The sequence below is a fragment of the Microbacterium sp. NPDC087592 genome (assembly GCF_044743585.1).
Taxonomy (GTDB): Bacteria; Actinomycetota; Actinomycetes; order Actinomycetales; family Microbacteriaceae; genus Microbacterium.
The window spans coordinates 231439-245280 of sequence record NZ_JBIUWT010000003.1 but is presented as its reverse complement, the minus strand read 5'-3'; the positions used below and the strand labels follow the sequence as shown (position 1 = coordinate 245280).

The window sequence follows — 13842 nt, the reverse complement described above, 5'->3', positions numbered from 1 at the left end:
GTATCGGTTCGGGTCGCGGTCATGCGGACGCGGTGAGGCTCCTCAGACACGGCCGCGTCGCGCGACGCCCGAGGTCAGCGAACTCGGCAGCACACGCGTCAACGCCACGATCGCCTTGTACCGCAGCGACGGAATGGACACGGACTTGCCACGGGCTGCATCGCGCAATCCCGTGCGGACCACGTCGCGGGCGTTCAACCACATGAAGCCGGGCACGCCCTCCTCGCCCACGGCGAGGCCCATCCGCTCGTGGAACGAGGTGTGCGTGAATCCGGGGCAGAGGGCGGTGACGCTCACCCCGTCGCGCGCATACTCCGCGTTCGCCCATCGACTGAAACCGATCAGCCAGGACTTGCACGCGGAATAGGTGGAGCGCGAGATGAAGCCGGCGACGGAGGCCACGTTGAGGATGCGCCCGCCTCGTCCGCGCATGGACTGCAGAGCGGCGTGCATGAGACGCATAGACGCCTCGACGTGCACCCGGAGGTGTCGGACCTCGTCTTCGATGTCGTTGTCGGCGAAGCGGAGGGGCAGCCCGAATCCGGCGTTGTTCACGAGCAAGTCGACCGGGTCCGCGGTGTCACGCAGCCGTGCGGCGACACTCTCGACCCCCGCAGCATCCGCCAGATCGGCGGGGAGCACCTCGACGGCGACCCCGTACTCACCGCGCAGCTCGGTCGCCAGCTGCTCCAGCGCATCCGCGGAACGCGCGACGAGGATGAGGTCGGCGCGACGGCGGGCGAGCTGGCGGGCGAACTCTGCGCCCAGTCCGGCACTTGCTCCGGTGATCAAAGCGGTGGGCATCAGCGCTCGTATCCGAGGAAGCGGTAGCGGATGCCGGTGCGGGAGGTCTGCCACTCCCCCTCGTCGACGAGTCGCCACCCGGTCTTGGCCGGCGCGTACGCGTCCCCGTCGACATCGAGATCGAGCTCGGTGACTTCGAGCCGGTCGGCGTCGCCGATCACCTGACGGAAGATCTCCGCGCCGCCGATGATCCACACCCGGTCCAGGCCGCGGACGGCTTCAGCGACGGTGGCGGCGCGGCGGGCACCCTCCTCCGACCAGTCCTGCTGGCGGGTCACCACGATGTTGTCACGGCCGGCCAGCGGACGGAATCGTTCAGGGAGCGAGTCCCAGGTCTTGCGCCCCATCACCACCGGCGTCCCGAGCGTGACGTCCTTGAAGTGCGCCAGGTCTTCGGGCACGTGCCAGGGCATGCCACCCTCGGCGCCGATCACGCCGCCGTGGGCTTCGGCCCAGATGAGCCCGACCCAGGTCATACCGCCACCGCCGCGCGGATCGGGGCGTGATGCTGATAGTCCTCGACCACGAAGTCCTCGTAGCGGTAGTCGAGGATCGACTCGGGCTTGCGCGCGAATCGGAGCGTCGGGTATTCGAACGGCTCACGGCTCAGCTGCTCGCGCACCTGCTCGACGTGGTTGTCGTAGACGTGGCAGTCGCCGCCCGTCCATACGAAGTCACCGGGCTCGAGCCCCACCTGCTGCGCGATCATCATCGTGAGCAGGGCGTAGGAGGCGATGTTGAACGGCACCCCGAGGAACATGTCGGCGCTGCGCTGATACAGCTGGCACGAGAGCTTGCCGTCGGCGACGTAGAACTGAAAGAGCGCGTGACAGGGAGCGAGCGCCATGTCGGGGATATCAGCCGGGTTCCACGCCGACACGATGAGCCTGCGCGAATCGGGCGAACGCCGGATCTGCTCGATCACCTCGGAGAGCTGGTCGATGCTGCCGCCGTCAGGCGTCGGCCACGACCGCCACTGCACACCGTAGACCGGCCCGAGGTCGCCGGACTCGTCCGCCCACTCGTCCCAGATCGTGACGCCGTTCTCCCGCAACCATCCGACGTTGGAGTCGCCCTGCAGGAACCACAGCAGCTCGTAGGCGATGGATTTGAAGTGCACGCGCTTCGTGGTGATGAGCGGAAAGCCCTTCGACAGGTCGAAACGGATCTGTCGACCGAAGACACTCGTGGTCCCGGTGCCCGTCCGATCCGACTTGTGCGTGCCGGTCTCCAGGACATCGCGGAGCAGGTCTTCGTAGGGCGTCGGGACGGCTGCACTCATGACAGCCACGATACCTTCCCAGCCCCGGGCACGGGCGGAGCCACCGCGTTGGGGCCGGGGTTCGTCATGCTCGGAAACATCGGCATCGGCACCCCGACGGAGCACGTACTCTCGACACATGTCGCCCGCTCTCGCCCTCGGAGTCGCCGTGGCGCTCCTCGCGCTCGCGACGATCATCGGCATCGTCCTGCGACGTCGAGACGGACGGCGACGCGATGGCGGGACGCTTCGATTCGACCCCGCGGATGTCGTGTCGGCGGAACTCGGCTCGCGCGCCACCCTCGTGCAGTTCAGCACCGAGATGTGCGCGCGGTGCCCGCAGGTCCGTCGCCTGCTGCACGACTACGCGTCCGGTCATGATGGGCTCGCGCACGTCGAGGTGGACCTGACCCATCGCCCCGATCTCTCCGCGCGCTACCGGGTGCTGCAGACGCCGACGACGTTCCTGGTCGACGGTTCCGGCGCGGTCCGCGCACGATTCCACGGGGTTCCCCACCCGCACGCCCTCACAGAAGCCGTCGCCACCGTCTGAGGCGCGAAGACCGGAGCACACATGAGCACTCCCGAAGGCATCGATCCCCGTGGTCCGCGCTTCGCCGCCACGATCACCGCGTTGCTCCTCCTGGTGGCGACGTTCCTGGCATTGATCGGGATATCGACGGAATCCGCGAGTGCGGGCTCATTCGGCTGGTTCGCCTATCAGCCGCTCGCAGATTCCACGTTCGTCCCCGGTGGTTTGGTGATCTCATCATCGACACCCGCCCAACGCGCGCTCGACCCGGGCTTCCTTCTCACGGTCGTCATCGCCCTCCTCTTCCTGTGGGGTGTCGTCTCGCCCCGGACCACGCCGTGGAGCGTCGTCTTCCGCACGCTCGTCCGCCCGCGACTCTCACCGCCGACCGAGCTCGAGGACCCGCGCCCACCCCGGTTCTCCCAGGGCGTGGGGCTGTTCGTCGTCGGCATCGGTCTCGTCCTGCATCTCCTCGGCGTCCCGTGGGCGCTCCCGATCGCCACGGCAGCCGCCTTCATCGCCGCGTTCCTTAATGCCGCCTTCGCTTTCTGCCTCGGTTGCCAGCTCTACCTCCTGCTCCAGCGCGCCGGCATCATCGGGCGCCCCGCCGCCGCCTGACTCCTGTTCCGTCCCGCCGGGCCCCTCGGTAGGCTGGCCGCTACGTGACCCGCACACCGAGCGGGTCCCGAGAAGCGGAGGAATCATGCCCGTCACCAGCGAAGCCGCCAGCACCTGGACCGGATCGCTCATGGAGGGATCGGGCACGGTCGCGTTCTCGTCGTCGAACCTCGGCACCTTCCCGATCAACTGGAAGGCGCGCAGCGAAGGCAGCGACACCACGACCACGCCGGAGGAGCTCATCGCGGCGGCCCACGCTTCGTGCTTCAGCATGGCGCTCTCCCATGCGCTCGCGGAGAACGGCACCCCGCCGGAGCGTGTCAACACGACGGCCTCGGTCACCTTCAAGCCGGGCGTCGGCATCACGGGCAGCCACCTGAACGTGAACGCGACGGTACCGAACCTGACGCCCGAGGCGTTCCAGGAGATCGCGGCGGGCGCGAAGACCGGCTGCCCGGTGTCGCAGGCCCTCGCCGGCATCGAGATCACTCTCGAGGCGACTCTCGCCTGAGGGATGATGCGGGGGTCAGCGCCGCGAGAGGCGGATCGCCTCGCGGATGCTGGCCCTGGCATCCTTCCGGCGCCCGGCGGCGTCCTGCACGACACCCAGTCGGTAGCGCGCACGCCAGTCATCGCCGGCTGCGTCGGCCTCGGCGGCGTATCGCGCGATGAGCGGATCCGCGTCGGCGCGAGCGATGCGACCGCTCGGCGTCAGCTCCGTCTCCACCGGAGGCATCCCGCCTTCCGCATCGAGCAGACGTCCGAGGCGGTCCGCACCGAAGCCGAACATCATCTCCCGAACCAGCGCCCAGGCCCCGATCGGAGCAAGCACCAGCAGTGTGACACCCATGCCGATGGACACCGGAGAGCCGACCGAGATGAACATCACGGCCAGCCAGATCGCGACGGCGAGATAGACGAGCAGCGCCGCGGCCATCAGGCCGACGCCGATCCGCGACATCACGAGCGGATGCCGATGTCGATCATGTTCTCCAGGCCGACGATCACACCGGTGGCCTGAACCGCGAACGGCACGGCGAGCCGGATCCCCGGCGCATAGGCGAGCGCCGAGTCGGTGGTGTCATGTGTGAAGATCAGCGACTCGCCGGGGCCGGACAGGATGACCTCCTGCTTGGCGACGACACCGGGGCGCCGCAACGAGTGGATCGGCACGCTGCCGACCTGCTGACCCCGCGCACGCTGATCCGCATGCGGAGCGCTGACGGGGCCCTGCTCCGCGCGGGCCGCCGCGATCAGCTCGGCGGTGCGCACAGCCGTGCCGCTCGGCGAATCGATCTTGGTCTCGCGGTGCGCTTCGATGATCTCGGCGGAGCCGAAGAACGGGGCAGCGGCCGCAGCCAGTGCCGACCCGAGCACTGAGCCGAGCGAGAAGTTCGGGATGAACACCGCGCCGGTGCCGGCAGCCTCGACGAGCGGACGCACGAGGGCGATCCGTTCCGAAGACCACCCGGAAGTCGCGACGAGGACGTTGATGCCCCGTTCGACGGCGGCGCGGACGACCTCGATGCTGACCTGGGGCGTCGAGGCATCGACGACGAGATCGGCCCCGTCGAGCTCGGAGAGATCACTCGACGAGGTCAACACGCGGCTCACCTCGAAGCCCTCGAGCTCATCGATCACCGCACCGATGATCGTGCCGAGCTTCCCGGTTCCGCCGACGAGGGCTACCTGCGTGGTCATGCGTCCAGTCTATTTCGCGGGACGCGGTCCGTCCGGGGGCGCGCGGGCGGTGCTCCGCCGTTCTGGAAGCGAGAGCTCTCAGACGAGAAGCGCGTCGGGGATTCCCGTTCGCAGCTCCACCGGAAGATGCCCGGTGTCGTTGTGCGTGAGAAGCGTCCACGGCCGCCCCTGCTTCTGCGCGATGACGGTCAGACCGCAGTGGGACTGGTTCAACGTCATCCATCGCCACTCCGGCGCCGCGAGCACTTCGCGCACGAACCACGAGATCACGAAGTTGTGTGTGATCAGCACCTCATGCACCTCCCCGGTCTTGCGCACGAGGAACTCCTCGACCGCATCCGACATCTGCGCGCGCCCCGCTTCGATCTCGGCTTCGGTGACCGAGCCGAAGAACGGCTCGAACACCGCGGGAGTCTCTTCGGTCATCCCGGTGGGGACGCAATCGAAGAGCAGCGCGGTGGGCTCAGGATCGACCGACGGCAGACGAGCAGCGATCGCTCGAGCCGTCTCATTCGCGCGGAGCAACGGCGAATGCCATACCGCGTCGAGCGGAAGCCCGGACAGTCGGTCGGCGATCAGCTCGGCCTGACGCTGCCCTCGGGGAGAAAGGGGTCCGTCGGCGAGACCATGCTCCGCATCCTGATGTTCACCATGTCTGACCAGATATATGTAGTGCGTCACAACTCGCTCGCTTCATCGCCAGCATCCGCCGGGCCTTGATCCCACCCTATGTCACGGGTGGGACGATGCTCAGTTGCCGGCCCGGGTCAGCTCGGCGAGGTGGCTCCGCGACAGCGAGACACCCGCGCCCTGCATGAGTTCATCGACGTGTTCCGTGGCGAACGTGTTCACGATCGGTGCCGCGATCGTGCGCTGAGCGAGCAGCCAGGCGATCGAGACCGCAGCCACGGGGACCGCCAACTCCTCGGCCACCTGGTCGAGTGCGCGCAGGATCTTGATACCCCGCCGGTTCAGGTGCCCGCGCAACTGCTCGCCGCGCACGCCGCGCGAGGTCAGCGCCTTGTTACGGTGGCGCCCCGAGAGGAACCCGTGTTCGAGGGCGTGAGACGGCGTCACCGCGAGGTTCTGCGCGCCGGCCACGAGGCGCAGGTCGCCCTCGAACGGCTGGCGACGGATGAGGTTGTACGGCGCATCGATCACCTGGATGCGCGGGTATCCGGCCGAGGCGAGGATGCGTGCCTCGACCAGTCGCTCCGGTGACAGGCCGAAGGCGCCGACGGCACCGACCTTCCCCGCGTCCGACAGCCATTCGACGGTAGCCAGGGTGTCTTCGAGATTGGTCGTGGCATCGAGCGTCGCGTCGAGGTACAGGACGTCGATGCGCTCGACCCCGAGCCGTGTGAGCGACCCCTCCACCGCACGTACGAGGTTGACCGAGCCCAGCCCCGGATTGTCGGCGTGGGCACCGATGCGCACGCTCAGCACCGCGTGATCACGCCGACCGCGCGACCGCAACCACTGGCCGATGATGTGCTCGCTGCGCCCGCCGGAGAATCCGTCGGCAGTATGGATGGCGTTACCGCCGAACTCCATATAGCGGTCGAGGATTCCGTGGCTCGTCTCGAGATCGACGTTCCAGCCGAACTCGGCGGCGCCGAGCATCAGCGGGAAGGTCTCGTAGCCGGTCTCGCCGAGCGGGACGCGGATGGTCTCCCCTATCCCCGGTCCGACGATGGGGATCGGTGCGGACGGGTGCTCGGCGTGCTGCTGGGCGCGATCGGCCGACGCTCCTGCGCCTACGCTGAACAACCGCATACTCTCTCACCCCCGCGTCGATCGGTGCGTGCCGACCTGCGTACCTGCTGGATCTGCACCCCCCGGTGCGTACTTCGAGGGTAAGCGAATTCATCGAACGCCCTGACCAATCCGGGGAACGGCGCGGAAACGGCCGATAACGATTTGGTCACACCGGATACGACGGAACCCGGGCCCGTCCACGACGGACGGACCCGGGTTCCGGTTCGATCTCTGTGCTTACTCGGCGGCCGCGTCTTCGGCGGGCGCTGCCTCAGCGGCGGCAGCATCGTCGAGAACGGGCTCGAGCGAGAGCTTGCCGCGGTCGTCGATCTTCGTGATCTTGACGAGGATCTTCTGACCGACCGACAGCACGTCGTCGACGTTCTCCACACGCTTGCCACCGGCGAGCTTGCGCACCTCGGTGACGTGCAGCAGGCCGTCCTTGCCCGGGAGCAGCGAGATGAACGCACCGAAGGTGGCGATCTTCACGACGGTGCCGAGGAACTGCTCCCCGATCTCCGGGTTGGTGGGGTTGGCGATCGCGTTGACCTGGGCGCGAGCGGCCTCGGCCGCGGGTCCGTCGGTCGCACCGATGTAGACGGTGCCGTCCTCTTCGATGGAGATCTGCGCGCCGGTCTCGTCCTGGATCGCGTTGATCGTCTTGCCCTTCGGGCCGATCAGCTCACCGATCTTGTCGACCGGGATCTGCACGCTGATGACGCGCGGCGCGGTGGGAGCCATCTCGTCAGGTGCGTCGATCGCAGCGTTCAGGACGTTGAGGATCGTGAGGCGAGCCTCGCGAGCCTGCGTCAGCGCGCCCGTGAGCACCGACGTCGGGATGCCGTCGAGCTTCGTGTCGAGCTGGATCGCCGTGACGAAGTCACTCGTTCCCGCGACCTTGAAGTCCATGTCACCGAGAGCGTCTTCCGCGCCGAGGATGTCGGTCAGCGCCGCGTAGCGGGTCTCACCGTTGACCTCGTCGGAGACGAGACCCATCGCGATACCGGCGACGGGGGCGCGCAACGGCACACCCGCGTTCAGCAGCGACAGGGTCGACGCGCACACGGAGCCCATCGACGTCGAGCCGTTGGAGCTCAGCGCCTCGGACACCTGACGGATCGCGTAGGGGAACTCCTCGCGGCTCGGCAGCACCGGCACGAGCGCGCGCTCAGCGAGGAAGCCGTGCCCGATCTCGCGACGCTTCGGCGAACCGACACGGCCGGTCTCACCGGTCGAGTAGGGCGGGAAGTTGTAGTGGTGCATGTAGCGCTTGCTCGTGACCGGCGACAGCGAGTCGATCTGCTGCTCCATCTTGAGCATGTTCAGCGTGGTGACACCCAGGATCTGAGTCTCGCCGCGCTGGAAGACCGCGGAACCGTGCACGCGCGGGATGACCTGCACCTCGGCGTCGAGCGGGCGGATGTCCGCGAGCCCACGGCCGTCGATGCGAGCGCCCTCGGTGAGGATGCGACCACGGACGATCTTCTTGGTGACCGACTTGTACGCCGCGGAGAACTCGAGCGGAGCCGCAGCCGGGAGCGAACCCGCCTCGGTGGCCTCGATGAGCTCGGCCTTGACGCGGTCCTTGATCGCGTCGTCAGCGGTCTGACGCTCGACCTTGTCGGCGATCTGGTAGACGCCGACGAGCTCGTCGTAGGAGCGGCCGGCGACGAAGTCGTAGACCTCCTGGCTGTACGCCGGGAAGACCGGGTAGACGCCCGGCTCCTTCGATGCGGTCGCAGCGAGCTCGGCCTGAGCCTTGACGAGCTGAGCGATGAAGGGCTTCGAGGCCTCGAGGCCCTGGGCCACGACCTCTTCGTTCGGCTTCGTGGCGCCGGCCTTGATCAGGTTCCAGCTGCCCTCGGTCGCCTCGGCCTCGACCATCATGATGGCGACGTCTTCCGTGCCATCGGCCTTGGTGACGACACGACCGGCGACGATCAGGTCGAACACGGCCTCCGACACCTGCTCGGCGTTCGGGAACGCGACCCACTGGTCGTCGTTCTGGCCGTTGCCCGGGATGAACGCGAGGCGCACACCGGCGACGGGGCCGGAGAACGGGAGACCCGAGATCTGCGTGGACGCCGACGCGGCGTTGATCGCGAGAGCGTCGTAGAACTCGCCCGGAGCGATCGACATGACGGTGATGACGACCTGGACCTCGTTGCGCAGGCCGTCGACGAACGACGGGCGCAGCGGACGGTCGATCAGACGGCAGACGAGGATCGCCTCCGTGGAGGGACGGCCCTCGCGACGGAAGAACGAGCCGGGGATCTTGCCGGCAGCGTAGGAGCGCTCCTCGACGTCGACCGTCAGCGGGAAGAAGTCGAAGCCCTCGCGCGGGTGCTTACCTGCGCTGGTGGCCGAGAGGAGCATGGTCTCGCCGTCGAGGTACGCGGCGACTGCGCCCTGAGCCTGCTGCGCGAGGCGGCCGGTCTCGAAGCGGATGGTGCGGGTGCCGAAGCGGCCGTTGTCGAGAACGGCCTCGGTGGCGGTGATTTCAGGACCTTCCAAGAGGTCTCTCCTTCTTTGTTTAGACTCGCGAGTCCATGTGACGCGCGAGCGTGTTCAAAGGAGCGGAACGGAAGGGTTCGGGCGCGCGGGCATTCCCGCGAATGTCGCCTGCGCTGGCCACCAGTAGAAAGCCACCCGACATGTCCTGCCGAGGAACCCACCACAGGGGACCAGCTTCTCCGCCGCTCGCTCCATGAGTCGATATTCGATTGTGCGGTTGACACACGTCAACCTCATCCACCCTACCAGCGGACTCCGCAAAACCCACGTCGCCGCAGCAGCGCTGAGTGGACAGGCGCCGGCCACGGAACGTTCACCGCGCGGATGCCACACCGTGGCGGGAGTCCATTGTGCTGTCTCCATGCGCATGTCAGTGATCGGCTGCGGGTACCTCGGTGCCGTGCACGCCGCAGCCATGGCCTCGATCGGACACGACGTCATCGGCATCGACGTCGACGAACGGAAGGTGGCCGCACTCGACGCAGGATCCGCACCGTTCTTCGAACCGCAACTGACGGAGCTGCTCGCCGAGGGACGAGCATCCGGTTGGCTCCGGTTCAGCAGTCGGATGGCGGATGCCGCGGGCGCGCAGGTGCACTTCCTCGCAGTGGGCACCCCGCAGATCCCCGGCGGTCACGCGGCCGACCTCCGCTACGTCGATGCGGCGATCGACGAACTGCTCCCCCATCTCCGCGCCGGCGACGTGATCGCGGGGAAATCGACCGTGCCGGTGGGCACCGCCGCACGGCTCGCTGCGCGCGTCATCGACTCGGGCGCGACCGTGGTGTGGAACCCCGAGTTCCTTCGCGAGGGGTGGGCCGTGCACGACACGCTGACACCGGACCGGCTCGTGGTCGGCGCCGAGACGGACTCCGCGGGCACACGCGCCGTGGCGGTGCTGCGCCAGGTCTACGCGGCGGCCGTCGCGGCCGGGACGCCCTTCCTGGTCACCGACCTCGCCACGGCGGAACTGGTGAAGGGCGCCGCGAACGCCTTTCTCGCGACCAAGATCTCGTTCATCAACGCGATGGCGGAGATCGCCGAGGCCTCCGGCGCCGACGTGGCGCTGCTCGCCGACGCTCTCGGCCACGACTCGCGGATCGGTCGGCGCTACCTCGGCGCCGGCATCGGCTTCGGCGGCGGCTGCCTGCCGAAGGACATCCGGGCATTCGCCGCGCGTGCGGAGGAGCTGGGTCGCGGTGAAGCGGTCGGGTTCCTCCACGAGGTGGACGCGATCAACCTCCGGCGCCGCGAACGGGCGGTCCAGCTCGTCGTGGACGCCCTGGGCGGGCTCGTGTTCGGACGTCGGATCGCTGTACTCGGTGCCGCGTTCAAGCCGTTCAGCGACGACATCCGCGACAGCCCCGCCCTCGACGTCGCCGTTCGTCTGCGTGGGCTCGGCGCAGACGTCGTCGTGACCGACCCCGCCGCGATGGACAACGCCGCCGCCGCGCATCCGCAGTTGGGCTATGCGCGACACCGCGACGATGCTCTTCGGGAGGCCGATGCGGTCGTGATCGTGACCGAGTGGGACGAGTACCGTCGCGATCTCTCCCCCACGCACGCCGGCGGTCTGGTCCGCGGACGGATCATCATCGACGGACGCAACTGCCTCGATGCGGCGGCCTGGCGTGCAGCGGGCTGGCAGTATCACGGCATGGGGCGGCGCTGACCGCCTCCGCACGTCGGCGGCGACTCGACGCGTCGACGCGGCGCTGTGCCGAGCGGATCAGCCGATGTTCGCCCACCGCGCCGCGGACGAGCGCCCGAGATAGACGTAGTCCTCATGCTTCGCCGCACGACCATCGCCCGCTGCACGACCGTGCAGGCGGCGCCAGACCCAGGGAAGGGCGTGTCGCCGCCACCACGCGCCCGCACCGATCGGCTCGTGCTCGTGCAGGGCGGCATCGAGGATACCCAGCGCATCCGCATCGGGAACACCCAGAATCTCGGCCGCTCGATACGCCAGGAGGCGATGGCCCCGGCTGCTCAGATGCACCAGATCCTCACCCCAGTTCGGTCGCTCGGCCAGTGCGGGATGCAGGTCCGTGTCGATCAGGATCGCTCCCGTCCGCGCCGCGATCCCCGTCAACGCCGTCGCGAACGCCGCGAATCGCCGCGTGTAGACGGCAGCCGCCCGACGACCCGGGAGGAACGGGGTGACCAACAGCACGTCCGCTCCGATCGCCCGCAGCCGCACGACAGCGTGCTCCACCTCCGCGGCGAGCGCTGCGACGTCGACACGATGCTTCACGAGATCGTTCGCACCGATGAGGATCGAGACGAGGTCAGGATGCAGTTCGAGCGCGCGGTCCACCTGCCGCCCGGACACATCGCGCACGCGTTTCGACCTGATCGCGAGGTTCGCGTAGTGGAGCCCGCCCCGCGCGGCCAGCAGCAGCGCGAGCCGATCGGCCCACCCACGCAGGGCCCCATCCGGGGCGGGATCGCACAGGCCCTCGGTGAGCGAATCCCCCAGGGCGACGAAGCGGCGCCAGCGACGCGCGGTCACCGGCGGCGGGGAATCGGGTCGGGTGACGCGGCGAGCGCGGGAGGCCGCATCCACCCGCTGCAGCAGACGCGCCTCCTCGAAGTGCCCGAGCAGCTGATCGCATACGCTCGTCCAGCTGCGACTCTGCACCGCGTCATGACCGGCTTCTCCGAACGCCCGTCGCTTTCTCGCGTCGCCTGCCAGATCGGCCACTCGCATCCGCAGGTCGCCGAGGTCTCCTGGGCGGTACAGCCAGCCGTCGACACCCATGCGAACGAGATCGAGGGGCCCGCCGCGGCCGGTCGCGATCACCGGGACCCCGCTGGCGTGGGCCTCCTGCAGGGTCTGCCCGAACGTCTCGCTCTCCCCGGGGTGCACGAAGACGTCGAACGACGCCATGGCCGCGGCGAGCGCAGACCCGTCGAGGTGGCCGAGGAACACGGCATCCGGGAGCAGCCCCTCCAACCGTGCTCTGCTGGGTCCGTCTCCGACGATCACCAGGCGCGCACCCGGGAGGTCGCGGAGCGCGGCGAGGTCCTCGACCTGCTTCTCCGGGGCGAGGCGGCCGACGTATCCGATCACGATCTCGGCACCCCACGCGGCGCGCAGTCCGGGATTGCGACGAGACGGTCGGAAGCGTTCCGCGTCGACTCCCCTCCCCCAGTGGCGTACACGATCCACCCCGAGTGCGGCGAGCTGCTGAGCGGAGTCCGCAGACGGAGCGAGCGTCATGGTCGCGCGTCGATGCAGGCGCGCGATGTGCGTCTGGGCGATGCCCGTGGCCGCGGCCACCCGGTAGCGCTCCGTGTAGGCCGCCACGTCGGTCTGGTAGGCGGCGACGCTGGCGACCCCGATCCGCTCGGCGGAGAGCACCCCCCGCCAACCGAGCGCGAACGGCGAGGCGAGGTGCACGACATCCGGCTGGAAACGCCGCAGGGACGCGGCGATGCGCGGAGCGCCCGACGTGCCGACCCTGACGTTGTGGTACCCCGGAAGAGCGAGGCTCGGGATCGCTTCGATCGACACCCCATGCACCTCCCCGGGGATCCCGACTGCGGCGGGGGCGATCACGTGGGCATCGTGGCCGTGTTGCTCGAGGTGACGCAGGATCTGCAGCACCGACCCGGTGACACCGTTCATGTGCGGAAGGAAGGACTCCGTGACGATCGCTACTCTCACAGCCTCAGGATGACCGAGCGTCGCGGGCGCACGCGTCGGAAACGGCCCGCAGCACCGGATGTTCACCGGATGCTGGACGGCGGGTCACCGGCTATGCGCTCTTTGGTTCCCGTTCACTCTCTGCAGGCACAGTGGGCGACGTGACGACGGATCTGCTCGCCGAATCCCTCACCGGGCCGTGGAGCCTGGCGCTGATGGGCCTGCTCGTGCTCGGGGACGCCTTCTTCGTCGTCGTGCCGGGTGAGATCGCGGTGACCGCGCTCGGAGCGCTGGCGGTGACCACCGGAGCCCCGCCGCTCTGGGCGGTCGTCGTCTGCGCCGCGGCAGCCGCGACCGTGGGAGACGCCTGCTGCTATCTGGTCGGCCGGACCGTCGGCGTCGATCGGTGGCGGTGGATGAGGGCGTCTCGGGTGCAGCAGGCATTGGGTTGGGCACGGCACCGGTTGGACACGGGGACGGCCACCGTGCTCTTCACGGCCCGATTCGTGCCCTTCGCCCGACTGGCGATCAACCTCGTGGCCGGGGCGTCGCGCATCCATCCGCCTCGCTACCTCGCTCTGGTCGCACTGGCCGCGACCGGTTGGGCGCTCTACCAGGCGGCAGTGGGCGCCACGATCGCCGCCATCCTGCCGGGCGGGCCGGTGATCGCCGTTCCGGTGTCGATCGTCGTCGCGCTGGGGCTGGGCGTGCTGCTCGATCGCCTCAGTCGGCGCACGGGAGGGTGATCTGCCGCAGCCGGTGCTCTAGGCTCGGGGCATGAGCACCGAAGAAGGCGCCTCCTCCTCTGAGGAGATGAAGCGCAAGTTCAAGGAAGCGCTCGAGAAGAAGAACGCGCACCACCGGCAGGGCGAGGCGCACCTGGATGGCGACTCAGCCGTGCACAGTGCGAACGCCCCGCAGACCCGGCGCGAGTTCCGACGCAAGAGCGGTTGACCGCGCGGATGCGGGAGCCCGTTCATCCGGACTCCCGCATCCCTCACCCGC

The 13842-nt window shown here is 68.8% G+C and carries 15 protein-coding genes; 6 read left to right on the top strand and 9 right to left on the bottom strand.

Annotated elements, in window-relative coordinates; all coding sequences use genetic code 11:
- Positions 1-42 precede the first annotated feature (42 nt).
- From ACIOTO_RS17505 to ACIOTO_RS17495, 3 genes are read right to left on the bottom strand one after another with little or no spacing between them, the layout of a single operon-like run.
- A complete protein-coding gene (locus tag ACIOTO_RS17505) occupies positions 43-804 on the bottom strand; it encodes an SDR family NAD(P)-dependent oxidoreductase (RefSeq protein WP_400858737.1) in 762 nt (253 codons plus the stop codon).
- Positions 804-1280 (bottom strand): dihydrofolate reductase, encoded by a 477-nt coding sequence (locus ACIOTO_RS17500; RefSeq protein WP_029263613.1) that lies wholly within the window; start codon positions 1278-1280, stop codon positions 804-806. The genes ACIOTO_RS17505 and ACIOTO_RS17500 overlap by 1 nt, the downstream gene beginning before the upstream one ends.
- Complete coding sequence (locus ACIOTO_RS17495) at positions 1277-2086, bottom strand: thymidylate synthase (RefSeq protein ID WP_029263614.1); 810 nt, start codon at positions 2084-2086, stop codon at positions 1277-1279. The genes ACIOTO_RS17500 and ACIOTO_RS17495 overlap by 4 nt, the downstream gene beginning before the upstream one ends.
- A gap of 118 nt (positions 2087-2204) precedes the next feature.
- Here ACIOTO_RS17495 and ACIOTO_RS17490 point away from each other — a divergent pair, with 118 nt between their 5' ends.
- The 3 genes from ACIOTO_RS17490 to ACIOTO_RS17480 all read left to right on the top strand — a co-directional run bounded on the left by ACIOTO_RS17490 (position 2205) and on the right by ACIOTO_RS17480 (position 3726).
- Positions 2205-2618: a thioredoxin family protein gene (locus ACIOTO_RS17490; RefSeq protein ID WP_029263615.1), complete on the top strand. Its 414-nt coding sequence runs from the start codon at positions 2205-2207 to the stop codon at positions 2616-2618.
- Between the two features lie 21 nt (positions 2619-2639).
- Positions 2640-3215 carry a DUF4395 domain-containing protein gene (locus tag ACIOTO_RS17485; RefSeq protein WP_029263616.1) on the top strand — a complete coding sequence of 192 codons (576 nt, stop codon included), beginning with the start codon at positions 2640-2642 and terminating at the stop codon, positions 3213-3215.
- Between the two features lie 85 nt (positions 3216-3300).
- Positions 3301-3726, top strand: a complete 426-nt coding sequence (locus tag ACIOTO_RS17480; protein WP_029263617.1) for an OsmC family peroxiredoxin — start codon at positions 3301-3303, stop codon at positions 3724-3726.
- A gap of 15 nt (positions 3727-3741) precedes the next feature.
- Here the strand turns inward: ACIOTO_RS17480 and ACIOTO_RS17475 are convergent, their stop codons facing one another.
- The 5 genes from ACIOTO_RS17475 to ACIOTO_RS17455 form a co-directional block, all read right to left on the bottom strand.
- Positions 3742-4176, bottom strand: a complete 435-nt coding sequence (locus tag ACIOTO_RS17475; RefSeq protein ID WP_029263618.1) for a hypothetical protein — start codon at positions 4174-4176, stop codon at positions 3742-3744.
- Complete coding sequence (gene dapB, locus ACIOTO_RS17470; protein ID WP_029263619.1) at positions 4176-4916, bottom strand: 4-hydroxy-tetrahydrodipicolinate reductase; 741 nt, start codon at positions 4914-4916, stop codon at positions 4176-4178. Before dapB ends, ACIOTO_RS17475 begins: the two co-directional genes overlap by 1 nt.
- Positions 4917-4994: 78 nt before the next feature.
- Positions 4995-5597 carry a histidine phosphatase family protein gene (locus ACIOTO_RS17465; RefSeq protein WP_029263620.1) on the bottom strand — a complete coding sequence of 201 codons (603 nt, stop codon included), beginning with the start codon at positions 5595-5597 and terminating at the stop codon, positions 4995-4997.
- Between the two features lie 69 nt (positions 5598-5666).
- Positions 5667-6692 carry an aldo/keto reductase gene (locus ACIOTO_RS17460; RefSeq protein ID WP_105709785.1) on the bottom strand — a complete coding sequence of 342 codons (1026 nt, stop codon included), beginning with the start codon at positions 6690-6692 and terminating at the stop codon, positions 5667-5669.
- A 219-nt stretch (positions 6693-6911) separates the two neighbouring features.
- Entirely contained in the window at positions 6912-9188 is a 2277-nt protein-coding gene (locus ACIOTO_RS17455) for a polyribonucleotide nucleotidyltransferase (RefSeq protein ID WP_215066755.1), read from the bottom strand.
- Positions 9189-9549: 361 nt separating this feature from the next.
- On the opposite strand from ACIOTO_RS17455, the gene ACIOTO_RS17450 reads away from it, so the two are divergent.
- The gene (locus tag ACIOTO_RS17450) at positions 9550-10860 is read left to right on the top strand and encodes a UDP-glucose dehydrogenase family protein (RefSeq protein ID WP_400858736.1); all 1311 of its coding nucleotides are present in this window, start codon (positions 9550-9552) and stop codon (positions 10858-10860) included.
- A gap of 57 nt (positions 10861-10917) precedes the next feature.
- Here ACIOTO_RS17450 and ACIOTO_RS17445 read toward each other — a convergent pair whose 3' ends face one another.
- Positions 10918-12858: a GDSL-type esterase/lipase family protein gene (locus ACIOTO_RS17445; RefSeq protein ID WP_400858735.1), complete on the bottom strand. Its 1941-nt coding sequence runs from the start codon at positions 12856-12858 to the stop codon at positions 10918-10920.
- Positions 12859-12998: 140 nt separating this feature from the next.
- On the opposite strand from ACIOTO_RS17445, the gene ACIOTO_RS17440 reads away from it, so the two are divergent.
- Positions 12999-13583 carry a DedA family protein gene (locus ACIOTO_RS17440; RefSeq protein WP_400858734.1) on the top strand — a complete coding sequence of 195 codons (585 nt, stop codon included), beginning with the start codon at positions 12999-13001 and terminating at the stop codon, positions 13581-13583.
- A gap of 31 nt (positions 13584-13614) precedes the next feature.
- Complete coding sequence (locus ACIOTO_RS17435) at positions 13615-13791, top strand: DUF5302 domain-containing protein (RefSeq protein ID WP_017830923.1); 177 nt, start codon at positions 13615-13617, stop codon at positions 13789-13791.
- Positions 13792-13842 lie beyond the last annotated feature (51 nt).

Coding starts and splice junctions, on each gene's coding strand:
- ACIOTO_RS17500 (WP_029263613.1), bottom strand. CDS start 1,280: ATGACCTGGGTCGGGCTCATCTGGGCCGAAGCCCACGGCGGCGTGATC.
- ACIOTO_RS17505 (WP_400858737.1), bottom strand. CDS start 804: ATGCCCACCGCTTTGATCACCGGAGCAAGTGCCGGACTGGGCGCAGAG.
- ACIOTO_RS17485 (WP_029263616.1), top strand. CDS start 2,640: ATGAGCACTCCCGAAGGCATCGATCCCCGTGGTCCGCGCTTCGCCGCC.
- ACIOTO_RS17460 (WP_105709785.1), bottom strand. CDS start 6,692: ATGCGGTTGTTCAGCGTAGGCGCAGGAGCGTCGGCCGATCGCGCCCAG.
- ACIOTO_RS17480 (WP_029263617.1), top strand. CDS start 3,301: ATGCCCGTCACCAGCGAAGCCGCCAGCACCTGGACCGGATCGCTCATG.
- ACIOTO_RS17475 (WP_029263618.1), bottom strand. CDS start 4,176: ATGTCGCGGATCGGCGTCGGCCTGATGGCCGCGGCGCTGCTCGTCTAT.
- dapB (WP_029263619.1), bottom strand. CDS start 4,916: ATGACCACGCAGGTAGCCCTCGTCGGCGGAACCGGGAAGCTCGGCACG.
- ACIOTO_RS17435 (WP_017830923.1), top strand. CDS start 13,615: ATGAGCACCGAAGAAGGCGCCTCCTCCTCTGAGGAGATGAAGCGCAAG.
- ACIOTO_RS17490 (WP_029263615.1), top strand. CDS start 2,205: ATGTCGCCCGCTCTCGCCCTCGGAGTCGCCGTGGCGCTCCTCGCGCTC.
- ACIOTO_RS17450 (WP_400858736.1), top strand. CDS start 9,550: ATGCGCATGTCAGTGATCGGCTGCGGGTACCTCGGTGCCGTGCACGCC.
- ACIOTO_RS17495 (WP_029263614.1), bottom strand. CDS start 2,086: ATGAGTGCAGCCGTCCCGACGCCCTACGAAGACCTGCTCCGCGATGTC.